At 63.2% G+C, this 12,898-nt stretch carries 9 protein-coding genes; 4 read left to right on the top strand and 5 right to left on the bottom strand.

Features of this window, described 5'->3' with window-relative positions:
• Positions 1–4: 4 nt before the first annotated feature.
• The 4 genes from CKO25_RS11935 to CKO25_RS11920 all read left to right on the top strand — a co-directional run bounded on the left by CKO25_RS11935 (position 5) and on the right by CKO25_RS11920 (position 5,642).
• Complete coding sequence (locus CKO25_RS11935) at positions 5–2,095, top strand: protein-disulfide reductase DsbD family protein (protein ID WP_242467576.1); 2,091 nt, start codon at positions 5–7, stop codon at positions 2,093–2,095.
• 148 nt (positions 2,096–2,243) lie between these two features.
• Positions 2,244–2,867 carry a thioredoxin family protein gene (locus tag CKO25_RS11930; RefSeq protein ID WP_338115119.1) on the top strand — a complete coding sequence of 208 codons (624 nt, stop codon included), beginning with the start codon at positions 2,244–2,246 and terminating at the stop codon, positions 2,865–2,867.
• Positions 2,868–3,042: 175 nt separating this feature from the next.
• The gene (gene alaC, locus CKO25_RS11925) at positions 3,043–4,245 is read left to right on the top strand and encodes an alanine transaminase (protein ID WP_200388146.1); all 1,203 of its coding nucleotides are present in this window, start codon (positions 3,043–3,045) and stop codon (positions 4,243–4,245) included.
• An 80-nt stretch (positions 4,246–4,325) separates the two neighbouring features.
• Entirely contained in the window at positions 4,326–5,642 is a 1,317-nt protein-coding gene (locus tag CKO25_RS11920; RefSeq protein ID WP_200388145.1) for a homoserine dehydrogenase, read from the top strand.
• Between the two features lie 61 nt (positions 5,643–5,703).
• Here CKO25_RS11920 and CKO25_RS11915 read toward each other — a convergent pair whose 3' ends face one another.
• The 5 genes from CKO25_RS11915 to zwf form a co-directional block, all read right to left on the bottom strand.
• Positions 5,704–6,801 (bottom strand): DUF4340 domain-containing protein, encoded by a 1,098-nt coding sequence (locus CKO25_RS11915; RefSeq protein WP_200388144.1) that lies wholly within the window; start codon positions 6,799–6,801, stop codon positions 5,704–5,706.
• A 3-nt stretch (positions 6,802–6,804) separates the two neighbouring features.
• A complete protein-coding gene (locus CKO25_RS11910; RefSeq protein ID WP_200388143.1) occupies positions 6,805–9,705 on the bottom strand; it encodes a Gldg family protein in 2,901 nt (966 codons plus the stop codon).
• On the bottom strand, positions 9,698–10,636 hold the full coding sequence (locus CKO25_RS11905; protein WP_200388142.1) for an ABC transporter ATP-binding protein: 939 nt from the start codon (positions 10,634–10,636) through the stop codon (positions 9,698–9,700). The genes CKO25_RS11910 and CKO25_RS11905 overlap by 8 nt, the downstream gene beginning before the upstream one ends.
• Before the next feature lie 419 nt (positions 10,637–11,055).
• Complete coding sequence (locus CKO25_RS11900) at positions 11,056–11,271, bottom strand: CPXCG motif-containing cysteine-rich protein (RefSeq protein WP_338115118.1); 216 nt, start codon at positions 11,269–11,271, stop codon at positions 11,056–11,058.
• A gap of 46 nt (positions 11,272–11,317) precedes the next feature.
• A complete protein-coding gene (gene zwf / locus CKO25_RS11895; protein ID WP_200388176.1) occupies positions 11,318–12,805 on the bottom strand; it encodes a glucose-6-phosphate dehydrogenase in 1,488 nt (495 codons plus the stop codon).
• Positions 12,806–12,898: the final 93 nt, after the last annotated feature.

The following is a 12,898-nucleotide window of genomic DNA, read 5'->3' as shown; positions in this document are numbered from 1 at the left end:
TTGCATGCGCACACTCCTGCGATGCTCGCACGGCCGACTGCTCGCCTTCTTGTTACTGTTGGCGTGGCCGTGGTTCGGCCACGCCAATCCAGTGACCACCGATCATGTCACCCTGCGTCTGGTTGCCGAGCGCACGCAGGTTGCCCCTGGGTCTCAGGTGACCTTGGCGTTGGTGTTCGAGATCGCACCTGGGTGGCACACCTATTGGCGCAATCCTGGCGACTCGGGCGAGCCACCGCGTGTGACTTGGACCCTGCCCGAGGGCGTCAGCATCGGACCCATGCAGTGGCCACGCCCTGAACTGATCCCGGTTGGTCCCCTCGCGAATTACGGCTACTCCGATCAGGCGGTTCATCTGTTCGACTTGACGCTCGCGGAGGATTGGCCCGTTGGGGATCCGGTGCGGCTGCGGGCGGATGCCGACTGGCTCGTCTGCGAAGAGTATTGCGTGCCCGAGTCGGCGACCCTGGCCCTGACGTTGGCGAGTGGCGATCTGCCGGGACCGCTTGATCAGACCGAGGCCGATGTCGTGGCCGCCACCCGCGCGGCCTTGCCGCGAGCGACCATCGACCAGGCCGTGCTGGTCGCCGCGCCCGCTGGCCTGCGACTCGAGGTACCGCGCCAATCGCTCCCCCTGGAGATCACGGGTGCCTGGTTCTTCGCTGGGGAATGGGGACTGATCGATCATGCCGCGATGCAACCCTGGCGTCTCACCACGGAGGCGTTGCAGTTGGAGCTGTCACCTGGGGTGCGCGCCGAGCAGGCCGCGCCGGAGGGGGTGTTGGTCGTCGCGGACACGGCGGGCAATCTGTCCTCATTCGATCTGCAGGTGACACGCACCGCCGCCCTGACAAGTGGCTCGACCGCTCCACCCATCAGCCTGCCGCTCGCGTTGCTCTTCGCCCTCATCGGCGGATTGATCCTGAACTTGATGCCGTGCGTCTTCCCAGTGCTGGCGATGAAGGCCTTGAGTCTCGTTAACAGCCTCACCGCCGAGGGCCCCGCGGGGGCGCGGGTGCGCCGTCTCGATGGCCTGGCCTATACCGCTGGTGTCCTCGTCTTCTTTTTGGCTCTCGCCGTCATTCTGCTGAGTTTGCGAGCCGCTGGCCTAGCCGTGGGGTGGGGCTTTCAATTGCAGTATGCGCCCTTCGTCGCGGTGATGGTGTATGTCTTCTTTGTCTTTGGTCTGAGTCTCGCCGGTGCCTTCACGCTCGGTGCGCGCTTGATGGCGATTGGAGGCCAGCAGGTCGGTTATGCCGGCGCCTTTGGCACCGGTGCGCTGGCTGCCTTGGTCGCGGCCCCATGCACCGCGCCCTTCATGGGGGTCGCACTCGGGTATGCGGTCACCTTGAGCTGGCCGCTGGCCTTAGCCATCATGCTGACGCTTGGTTTTGGTTTGGCTTTGCCGTTTCTGGTCCTGTCCTGGATGCCTCGCTTGGCGCGCGTGTTGCCGAAACCGGGCGCCTGGATGGAGACGCTCAAGCAGGTGTTGGCCTTTCCGATGTTTGGCGCCGCCGCCTGGTTGCTCTGGGTCTTGAGTGTGCAGACTGGACCGGCGGGAATCGCCTTGGTTCTCACGGGCCTGATGATTCTGGCGTTCGGACTCTGGTTACGGGAGCGCACACAGGTGTCAGGGCCTGCGCCACGGCGACTGGGGGGGCTCGCGGCGGGGCTGGCGGTGGTGAGCGCGCTCTATCTCGCGGTGGCGACGGATGCCGTCGAGACCGCGGGATCCTCGTCGGCGGCGACGTCCGGTTCACACCTGCCCAGTGAGGACTATTCCCCCGCACGGCTGGCCGCCGCCCGCGCGGCGGGGCAGCCCGTCTTAGTGAACATGACGGCGGCTTGGTGCATCACCTGTCTGGTCAATGAGCGGGTGGCCTTGAGTTCGCCTGCGCTCGCGCAGCGGTTTGCCGCCTCCGGGGTGCTGTATTTGAAGGGTGATTGGACGAATCGCGACCCTGCAATCACGTCTTATCTCGCCGAATATGGGCGCAATGGCGTTCCACTCTATGTCTACTATCCACCAAACGGATCACCCGAGGTGCTCCCACAGATCCTGACCGAGGAGATGGTGAGTCGGGTCTTGCCCTGACACGAATCGGGATGCAGTCGGGCCTACTGGTGGTCAACCCCCGTTGCGTTGGGGGATGTCGAGGACTCGATGACGCGGATGTGGCGCGCTGGTCGTTCACATTCAATCGATGGTCATCGGGTCGAGTGTGCAACCGAGAAGAGGACGAATGATGAAGACATCACGCGTGAGCAGAGGACTGGTGGGCCTGACGACGCTGGTTGCGACCCTGAGTCTTGGAACGGTTTGGGCGGCGCCGCAGGTCGGTCAGCCAGCCCCCGACTTTCAGGTCGTCGATACCGCGGGTCAGACTTGGACACTGGCTGAGCTGACTGGTAAGAAGACGATCCTGGAGTGGACGAATCACGACTGTCCCTTTGTGATCAAGCACTATGATTCCGGGGCCATGCAGGCGCTGCAACGCGATGCCACGGATGCCGGTTACGTCTGGCTGTCGGTAATCTCCTCCGCGCCGGGTCAACAGGGCCATGTCAGTCCAGCCATGGCCGATGACTTGACCGAGCGCCGTGATGCCCATCCGACCGCCGTGCTGCTGGATGAGTCAGGCGCCATGGGGCGCGCCTATGACGCCAAAACCACCCCGCACATGTACCTGATCGACGAGTCCGGTGTGCTGGTGTACATGGGCGGCATCGATGACAAGCCAACGACCAATCAAGCAGACCTGGAGGGTGCGAACAACTTCGTGCGGGCGGCCATGGCGGATTTGGCCGCCGGGCAGCCGATCGCCGTACCGGTGACACGCCCCTATGGCTGCTCCGTGAAGTACTGAGTTCACCTGCCGGCCGCGGCGGCGAGTCGGCAGGCGCCGACACGGTCGTCTCGCGGTCAAGGCCGGTTTGCGACCCTGGTGCCGCGCGCCTGGCCGCGCGGCTGGCTTTGCATCTGACGGGTGGGGCGGTAGACTTCCCCGCTTGACCCGAATCGAACCGACAAGAGGCCGTCCAGTGGTAGCGCCCGAGCCCGATTTCCACCGTATCAAGCGGTTGCCGCCGTATGTCTTCAATATCGTCAATGAGTTGAAGGCCGAGGCGCGTGCGCGTGGCGAAGACATCATCGACTTCGGAATGGGCAACCCCGATCAGCCGACGCCCCAACACATCGTCGATAAGCTGGTCGAGGCCTCGGTCCGCAAGGATACCCATCGTTACTCCGTCTCGCGCGGCATCCCCCGTTTGCGGCGGGCGATCTGTCATTGGTATCGCGATCGGTTCGACGTTCATCTCGATCCCGACAGCGAGGCGATCGTGACCATCGGGTCGAAGGAGGGGCTTGCCCATCTCGCGCTCGCGACCATGGGCGCCGGCGATTCCGTCTTGGTGCCCAACCCCGCCTATCCGATTCATCCCTATGGGTTCATCATCGCGGGGGCCGATGTCCGTCACGTGCGGCTGACTCCCGAGGTTGATTTTTTCGAGGAATTACAGCGCGCGATTCAAGACTCTTGGCCCAAGCCGAAGATGCTGGTCCTCAACTTTCCCGGCAACCCCACGACGCAGTGTGTCGATCTCAACTTCTTTCAAAAGGTGATCGAGATCGCCGCCGAGCACGGCATTTGGGTCGTGCATGACATCGCCTATGCCGATATTGTGTTCGATGGCTACCGTGCCCCATCGATTCTTCAGATCCCCGGGGCGAAGGACATCGCCGTGGAATTCTTCTCGATGTCGAAGAGCTACAACATGCCGGGTTGGCGGATTGGTTTCATGTGCGGCAACAAGACCCTCGTCGCCGCCTTGGCGCGCATCAAGTCCTATCTCGACTATGGCACCTTCACGCCGCTCCAGGTGGCCGCGATCGCGGCCCTCGAGGGTCCGCAATCCTGTGTGCGCGAGATCAGCAAGACCTATGAGAATCGGCGGGACGTCCTGTGCGGCGGTCTGAATACCTCGGGTTGGCCCGTCGAGCCGCCACAGGCAACCATGTTCGTCTGGGCACCCATTCCCGAGCCCTACCGCGCGCTTGGATCGCTGGAATTTTCGAAGAAACTGCTGCGCGAGGCCAAGGTCGCGGTTTCGCCGGGGATCGGTTTTGGCGAGTACGGTGATGGACATGTCCGCTTTGGTCTGATCGAGAACGAACACCGGACCCGGCAAGCGATTCGGGGGATCAAGGAGATGTTTCGCCGCGAATCACGGGCCGGGAGCTGAGCGGGGCGAGTCCCTGAATCCTGCTGGGCGCGGGTACCGCGTGACGGATTGGCTGCTAGGTTTGCGAATAGGTAACAGGCATGAAACCAGTGAAGGTCGGGCTTCTGGGGCTCGGTACGGTGGGGGGAGGCACGGTAACGGTCCTGGCGCGCAATGCGGTCGAGATCAGCCGTCGCGCGGGGCGCGGGATCGAGATTTCGCATGCCGCGGCGCGTGCCTATGACCCCGATCGGATCCAGGGTTTGGACAGGATCGGACGGATCGGGGACGATGCCTTTGCGATCGTGAATGATCCCGACGTGCAGATCGTGGTGGAGTTGATCGGTGGCTATTCGCCAGCGCGTGAATTGGTCCTGCAAGCGATTGCCAACGGGAAGCATGTGGTCACCGCGAACAAGGCGCTGATCGCAACGCATGGCAACGAGATCTTCGCCGCGGCGCGGGATCGGGGTGTCATGGTTGGGTTCGAGGCCGCCGTGGCGGGTGGGATCCCGATCATCAAGGCGCTGCGCGAGGGGCTTGCCGCCAACCATATCGAGTGGATCGCTGGGATCATCAATGGCACCGGCAACTTCATCCTGACCGAAATGCGCGACAAGCAGCGTGATTTCGCCGACGTCCTGGCCGAGGCGCAAGCACTCGGCTATGCCGAAGCGGATCCCACCTTCGACATCGAGGGCATCGACGCCGCGCACAAGCTCACGATCCTCAGTTCGCTGGCGTTCGGGGTTCCGCTGCGCTTCGAGCACTGCTTTACGGAGGGGATCGCGAAGGTCGGGGCGCTGGATGTCGCCTATGCCGCGGAGTTGGGTTACCGCATCAAACATCTCGGGATCACACGTCGGAGCGCTGGTGGGATCGAGTTGCGGGTGCACCCAACCTTGATCCCCGAGCGGCGTCTGATCGCGAATGTCGACGGGGTGATGAATGCCGTCCTGGTCAAGGGCGATGCCGTCGGGCCGACGCTCTATTACGGGGCCGGGGCCGGGGCCCTGCCAACCGCCTCCGCGGTGGTGGCTGATCTGGTCGACGTCGTTCGGACCTTGACAACGGACCCAAGCAACCGAGTTCCACACCTGGCGTTCCAGCCCGATGAGCTTGCCGATATCCCGTCGCTGCCGATGGAAGCCGTGCAGACGGCCTATTATTTGCGTCTCTCGGCGCTCGATCAGCCAGGGGTCATGGCGCGGATTGCGAGCATCTTGGCCGATCAGGGGATCAGTATTGAGGCCATCAAGCAGAAAGAGCCCGCCGAGGGTGAGACCCATGTGCCACTGGTCATGCTCACCCATCGCGTGATCGAGCGACAGATGAATACCGCGATCGCACAGATCGAGGCGCTGGACTCGGTCCAGGGCGAGGTGACGCGCATCCGGATGGAGACCCTGTCCGGCTAACGCACGCGGACCTCGTCGCCGCCCGCTGATCGTGAAGAGACAGTAGGCGGCCCGCCGCCCATCACGGATGCGTGGGCACCGTCATCGCATCCTCTCCGTCGGGCTCGTTCCCTACAGGAGCGGGCTCGAGTGTGGCCGCGGGCGATGCCGGCTCCGCACTGCTCGGATCCTCGTCGAACTCGGTGGGTTCGACCAAGTCCTCGAGGCTTGTTTCCAAGAGTTCGCCGAGATCGATCGTGGAGACCTTGAAGTACCAGGGACGGGTGGTGTCTTTCAGGACAAAATCCGGACTCTCGACGGCTTGGGAGATGCGGTAGTGGCGTGCTGAACCGTCAGCGAGCTCGATGTTAATGCTCAACACGGGCGACGCTTGGCCAAACGCGGCCTCCTCCTCAATGCCGAGGACACCGCGATAGCTCAGGTTGGCCAGGCGTTGAATCAGCGCCTGAACCGCCTCTTGATCAACCGCCTGATCGAACTCGCTGAGTGACCACTGCCCATCGTCGGCACGCACGAGCCGCATCTCATCAATCGACACCGCACTGATCTCGCCAGCCTCGAGACGCAAGAGCCCGAGTTCGATCCAATCATCCCGGCGTGGTGACAGGCTCGATGATGCGAGCTGCAGATCATAGACACCTGGGTCACCCGGCGGGCGGGCAAAGACGCGTCGAAAGCCGGGTGAATCGCCCACGATCAACTCAGCGAGCGGTCCTGTTTTGCCCTCGATCGAGAGGCGCCGATCGAACGAAGTGTCAGCGACCTTGAAGCGTTTCCGTGCGTCTTCGCTCCCGGCGATGGGGGGCGGTTTGCGCAGCGCGAGCACGTCCTCGATCAACTGATCAACCTTGGCGGCCTGAATGGGGAACTCGGCGAGGTTCGCGAGCACCCAGGTGTCATGGGTGCGGCTGAGCGTGAGTTGTTCGGCTCCGTCGCCGCTGGTGAGGATCACGCGTTCGACCTCCAGTGGTCTGAATTCGAACAGGGGCGTGTCGATTGCCATCGGGGCGAGGCTGCGGCTTCCGGTGAGGCTCAGACCCAGTGCGATCAGCAGTTGGAGGATGAGCAACACCCCCAAACCCAGCACGATGGGCGTGCGAAGATCCTGATGCCAACTGAGTTCGGCAACGGATGGATTGCTCGTTGGTGTCTCGCTCATCCTTCAACGCCCTCCCGTGCCCTTGAGATCAATGAGAAGCTTGGCATTGGCTTGATCATGGCGGCGGCGCATCTGTCGATAGATCCAGAAGACCAGTGCCAGACCGGCGAACGCAAGGAGATAATTCAGGGCCTCCCAGAGAATGCGCCCCTCACGCCCAAGCGGTTCGAGCAGACGGCTAAACTGACCCCGGCCGCGCAGTGTGAGCAGCCCCTGGTCCTCAAGCGCGGTCTCGACCGCGTTCTGAATCAGCTCGAGCGGTTTGAGATAGCGGTTTTGGGTGGCCTCCGTGGCGAGGCTGATCGCGGTGTCGGAGAGAAAGGTCGAGGAGCCGATCAGGATCAAGCGTGCCGAGGATGGAGAATTCTCGATCACCGTCGAGAGCACCGGGGCCGTCGGCGCGTCCGGCTCCTCGTCGAGGTCGGAAGCCCTCTCCCGAACGGGCTCGAGGAGTGGCGAGGGACGCCCGGCAAAGGCGGATTGAAAGCGTCCCTCCAGAGCGACCCCCAGCAGTTGTCGGCCGCGCTCCGCGCCCCGCGGGAAACCCAATCCACCGTAAGTCTGGAAGTCGGGTTGCACATTCTCGGACGCGCTGCTCCAGGCCTCTGGTGAACTCCTGATGAGCTCGATCACGCGCCGCTCCGCGTTGGCCTGGGGGTCCACCTGGATCGGCGAGACCCAGTTCATGGTGATCTGCCCGAGGGTGGCTGTGATCGGCGAGTCCGTGGCCAGACCATCCGTACGGACATCCGGAAAATACAGATAATCAAGGGTCTGGATCTCCTCGACGAGAAAGCCGCCGAGATCCCGCTGGACTGGGATGGGGAAGGGGGTGTTCTTAGGATCGAGCACCAGGGTCGGTGCGAGCGTCAGGCCCTGATGGCTGAGCCAATCCTCGAGTCCGGTCGGCGCGGCGCGGGCCTCGATGGCATTGGCATTCAGGTTGAGATCGAAGCTGCTCGCGGCCAGGATGACGGTGCCGCCCTGCATCAGGAACTGATCGATCGCGAATTGTTGACGCTCATCGAAGCCGCGGGGATCGACGACCAGCAGGAGATCAGCCTCCTCGGGGACCTGGCCCGATGTCAGATCCGTCTCCAGGAGACGAAAGCCATCGCGCAGACTTTCTTGCAACAGACTGTATCCGGCACTGGAGCTGACGTCGCCGAAAACGGGCGGGATCGAGGGCGGCGCATGCAATGCAATGGTCCTCAAAACCCCTGGCGTCAAGCGTTTGATCGCGGCCTCAAGGGCGCGGGTCAGACCCGCGCGATCCAGTGCCTCGGGGAGCGGTACCGGCACGACCTGTTCACCCGACTCGAGCAACATGTAGAAGTAAAAGGGCGTGGGATCCAACAGACTGATCACGAGCGGCTCGAAGCCGTACTGTTCGGCAATGGTTTGCGCCAGGCTGCCGTCCCCCTCGGCGGGATCCTCGAGCTGGAAACCGAACCGACCATCCGCGTCCGCCGCGAGGTCGCTCAAGACCGCTTCGAGCTCGGCACGCAGTTCTTGCAGCGGTTCAGGGAGATGACGCGCGGCGGAGATGTAGCCACGGAAGGACACCGGATCATTCAGATTGCCAAAGAGATCGCCGCCGCCCTGGTAGCCCTGGAGCACTTTGCGAATGGTGCGCGTGATGTCGTACTCCGGATTGCGCAAGCGAACATCGAGATCGGTTTCGCCCCGGGCCTTCACGTCGATCAAGTCCTGGAAACCGAGCGTTTCGTACTCATCACCGTATTGGATGAGCAGATCGAAGTAGGAGTTGACCACCGAGGCCTGGTACTTCGACGCGGTCTGGAAGGCGACCGGGCGAATGCCATACTGCTCGCCGGCTTCGCGTTCAAGCTCCGGTGAACGCAGTGGATCGACGAACTCGACCCGCACCCGTCCGTCGCCCGCGAGCTGATACTCCCGCAGTAGGTCCCGGAGCTGTGGCACCAATGGGGCTAGGAGCGGGTGGGTTTCCGCGCTGAAATAGCCGCGAATCAGGAGCGGTTCCTGGAGTTGCCCGAGATAGTGCCGGGTCGGATCGGAAATCGAGTAGATGCGTCCCTCGGTCAGATCCATGCGTGCCTGTCCGGCCGCATGCAGCCAGAGGTTGGCCGCCAACAGATTGGCGGCGGCCAGGGCCGTGATCAGCGTCCAACGCCGGTGCCGCCGTGGGTTTGCGGTCGGCTCGGCCCAGCGCAGTCGTTCGAGACTGTAGAGCGTCAGGGCTAGAAACACCCCGACGATGCTCAGGTAGTAGTAGAGATCACGCAGATCGATAACACCGCGGGTGATGGACTCAAAACGCGCGCCACTGCCGATCAGGCGCAGCACCTCGCCCCCGCCATGACCCACCAGGTTGGTCAAGGCGGGGGTGCCGATCAGATAGAGCGTGGCGCCGAGCAGGGTCGTCCCGATTAAGGCGACGATGGGGTTGTCGGTACGCGCGGAGACGAACAGACCAATCGCCACGTAGGCGGCGGCGAGCAACAGGGTCGCAAGGTAGGCACCAAACACCGGGCCCCAGTCGATCGGGCCCAGCAGCGACACCGTGAGCGGTAAGGGCAGGGTCAAGGCCAGTGCGATGGCGACCAGCGCCAAGGCGGCAAGAAATTTCCCGATGACCAGGTGCAGGGTCGGGACCGGCAGGGTCAGCAGTGTCTCCAGAGTCCCCGAACGTCGCTCTTCGCTCCAGAGCCGCATCGTCAGGGCCGCGGACAAAAAGATCAGCAGCAGCGGCATCCAGTCGAAGAGGGGGCGAACATCGGCGATGTTGCGGGCGAAGAAGGCATCGACCCAGAAGAAGACGAATAGGGAGGCCGCTAGAAAGGCGCCGATGAAGAGATAGGCGACCGGGGAGCCGAAGAAGGCCCCAAGTTCACGACCGGTCACGCGCAGGATCTCACGCATGATGTGTCTCCATGGTCTCCAGTGTCACGGCCCCAAACAGATCTTCGAGATCGCGTCGCTCGGGGCTGAGGCGGTGGAGGCTCCAAGCGTGCTCGGCGGCCGTGCTCGCCACCACGGGTGCGAGCGCATGGGGATCCTCGGCACTCAGGGCTAGGTCGCACAGGTTGCCATCGCCCGCCAGCACCTCGATGTGGGTGACGGTTGGTAATGCGCCCAGCACCGAGCGGGCGGCCTCGGTGTCCGCCGCCAGGGTCACCAACAGTCGTCGGGGGCGGCCGATCGCATTCAAGGCACTGTCCAAGGCCAATTCGCCACCACGCATGATCAGCACCCGGGTGCAGACGGCCTCGACCTCTTGCAGCACATGGGTCGAGATGATGAGGGTCGCCTCCTTGGCGAGTTCACGCACCAGCGCACGCATCTGCTGGATCTGTCCTGGATCGAGCCCGTTGGTGGGTTCGTCGAGGATCAGGAAGGCGGGTTCGTGAAGGATCGCCTGGGCAACGCCGACGCGTTGGCGATAGCCGCGTGACAGGGTCCCGATGAGGGCGGTCGCCTTGGGGCGGAGATCCGTCCGCTCGATGGCGCGGCGGATGGCCGCCGCGCGCCGCGCCGGCGCGAGGCCATGCAGGGTGGCCTGATAGTTCAGATAGTCCACGACCTGCATCTCCGGGTAGAGCGGGCAGTTCTCGGGCAGGTAGCCAATGCGCCGTTGTGCCTCACGACGCCGCTCGGCGATGTCAAGCCCATCGATGCGAATCTCGCCGCTGCTCGGTTCTAAGTAACCCGTGAGCATCTTCATGATGGTGGTTTTGCCGGCACCATTGTGCCCGAGCAAGCCGACGATCTCCCCGCGTGCAATGTTGAAGGAGACCGCCTGCACCGCTTTGAGGTCGCCGTAGCAGCGACTCAGTTCACGTACTTCGATCATACGAATTCCTCACCCGCCTTCGTCAGGTCCGCCCGCCGCAGGGTCACCGGGCCTCCTGGCGGGACGGATCATGACCAGCGCGGGATCACAGTGCCAGCTCGAGTCAAGCCGCGGAGAAACCGCGCCGATAGCGTGATGGAGGTCAAGTATTGGAGCGGCAGGAGACCTGACCCGGGATCCCATCAGACGTCGTGGCTGCGGGGTCACGTCCTCACGCGCATTGAGTTAGACCACGCCCCTGTTCGGAGTCGCATTTCACCCAAGCTGAGCTGAAGATGCAAGACCGGGTGTCGCTCAGGGCGGGGTTGGAATAGGCGATGGCGGCGGCCGGTCTGGCGTCGACTTGGCTCCGGCGTGTTCCTGACGCGCAGAGCGGTCCGTGGCAGTGCGCCCGGCGCTCGACATGGATGCCGCGCGTGTCAGTCGCCCTCGCGGATTAAGGTCACGCCATACTCAGGGTCCAGGGTGACCTGGACGACAATGGGGGCACAACAGACGTGGCAGTCCTCGACATAGGTCTGCGCGCCGGCACTCAAATCGATCGCGAGCGCGATGGGAGCATGACACCAAGGACAGAGGTCGTCGTGGTCTTCTAAACCGTTCATGAGGTCATCCGCGGCGGTCGTTTCATCCACGTCAGCAGGGCTCGATCGCCCTTGCCCGGATGGCGAGCAGGCCTGTTCAGCTCGTCTCGGACGAGCGGATCCGTCGCCAATGGCGCCCGTCGTTCTTGAGCAGGTCGTCGGCACCCGGGGGGCCCCAACTGCCGGCGGCATAGTTGGGAAAATCGCGCGCCGGTAGGGCCGACCACACGTCTTGCACGGATTCGACGATCTCCCAGCCCTTCTCCACGGTTTCGGCATGCTTGAATAGGGTCGCATCGCCGTTCATGCAGTCATAGATGAGGGTTTCGTATCCGGTGGCGGGTGCATTGCCGAAATAGTCGGCATAGCAGAAGTCCATATTGACGGTGCCCACCCGCATTCGCGGTCCGGGGATCTTTGCCCCAAAGCTCATCTGAATGCCCTCGTTGGGCTGAATCCGCAAGACCAACATGTCCGGGCTCATCTGGGCGGTATCGGCATCCTTGAACATGATCGTTGGGGCACGCTTGAACTGGATGACAACCTCGGTGTATTGGCCATGCAATCGTTTGCCCGTGCGCAGATAAAAGGGCACGCCAGCCCAGCGCCAGTTGTCCAGGGTCAGCTTCAGTGCCGCATAGGTTTCGGTGCGCGATCCGGCCGCGACGCCCGGAGACAGCCGGTAGGCGGAGACCTGCTCTCCGTTGGTCATGACCCCGTCGCCGTACTGGCCGCGCACGGCATTCGTCAGAACCTGCTCCGGGGTCAGCGGGTGGACCGCGTCGAGCACCTTGTTGATCTCATCGCGCACGGCATCGGATTCGAACGAATTGGGCGGCTCCATCCCCAGAAAGCCGAGCAGCACCAGCAGATGATTCGGGATCATGTCGCGCAGTGCACCGGCGGTGTCGTAGTAGGCTCCCCGGTGCTCGACTCCGACCGATTCGGCCACCGTGATTTGTACATGGTCGATGTGTTGGCGATTCCAGAGCGGCTCGATGAAGCCGTTGGAGAAGCGAAAGACCATGATGTTCTGCACCGTCTCCTTCCCGAGATAGTGGTCAATGCGATAGATCTGACCCTCGTCAAGGGTCTCGTGAAGCATGCCGTTGAGGGCCTTGGCGCTATCGAGATCGCTGCCGAATGGCTTTTCGATGATGACCCGCCGCCAATCGCTCGCGCCCTCCGAGGTCAGGCCAACGGCTCCCAGTAGGCGCGTAATGTCGGCAAATAACATTGGTGGAACAGCGAGATAGAACAGATAATTCCCGTCGGTTCCGCGTTCGGCGTCGATCTGGCTCAGACGTTCGCACAGCGTCTGATAGGCGCCCTGGTCCTTGATGTCGCCTTGCATGTAGTGCAACCGCTCACGCAGCCGTGCCCAGGTTGCGGGATCCCAGGCTGCCCCGAGGTTGCCTTGTACATCGCTTTCCATCATGTCCCGAAAGGCGTGATCGTCCATCTCAAGACGGTCAACGCCAACGACCGCGAAGCTCTCGGGGAGCAGCTTCCCATGACAGAGATGAAAGAGTGCCGGAATCAGCTTGCGTTTCGTCAGATCGCCCCCCGCGCCGAAGATGATCATGACACACGGCGGTGCCGGTGGGGTCGTCTCGGCAGTGAGGCGCTGAGTGGGCACGGCATCGGTCCTCTGGTCGCGGTTGGATGGGGGTATGCG

Source organism: Thiocapsa imhoffii, from assembly GCF_016583985.1.
In the GTDB taxonomy this organism is placed as follows: Bacteria; Pseudomonadota; Gammaproteobacteria; order Chromatiales; family Chromatiaceae; genus Thiocapsa; species Thiocapsa imhoffii.
This window is presented reverse-complemented; position numbering and strand designations above follow the sequence as displayed.

What these genes read in the sequence shown, in the direction of transcription:
- CKO25_RS11935 (WP_242467576.1), top strand. Translation starts at nt 5, where the DNA reads ATGCGCACACTCCTGCGATGCTCGCACGGCCGACTGCTCGCCTTCTTG.
- CKO25_RS11930 (WP_338115119.1), top strand. Translation starts at nt 2,244, where the DNA reads ATGATGAAGACATCACGCGTGAGCAGAGGACTGGTGGGCCTGACGACG.
- CKO25_RS11920 (WP_200388145.1), top strand. Translation starts at nt 4,326, where the DNA reads ATGAAACCAGTGAAGGTCGGGCTTCTGGGGCTCGGTACGGTGGGGGGA.
- CKO25_RS11915 (WP_200388144.1), bottom strand. Translation starts at nt 6,801, where the DNA reads ATGAGCGAGACACCAACGAGCAATCCATCCGTTGCCGAACTCAGTTGG.
- CKO25_RS11910 (WP_200388143.1), bottom strand. Translation starts at nt 9,705, where the DNA reads ATGCGTGAGATCCTGCGCGTGACCGGTCGTGAACTTGGGGCCTTCTTC.
- CKO25_RS11905 (WP_200388142.1), bottom strand. Translation starts at nt 10,636, where the DNA reads ATGATCGAAGTACGTGAACTGAGTCGCTGCTACGGCGACCTCAAAGCG.
- zwf (WP_200388176.1), bottom strand. Translation starts at nt 12,805, where the DNA reads ATGATCATCTTCGGCGCGGGGGGCGATCTGACGAAACGCAAGCTGATT.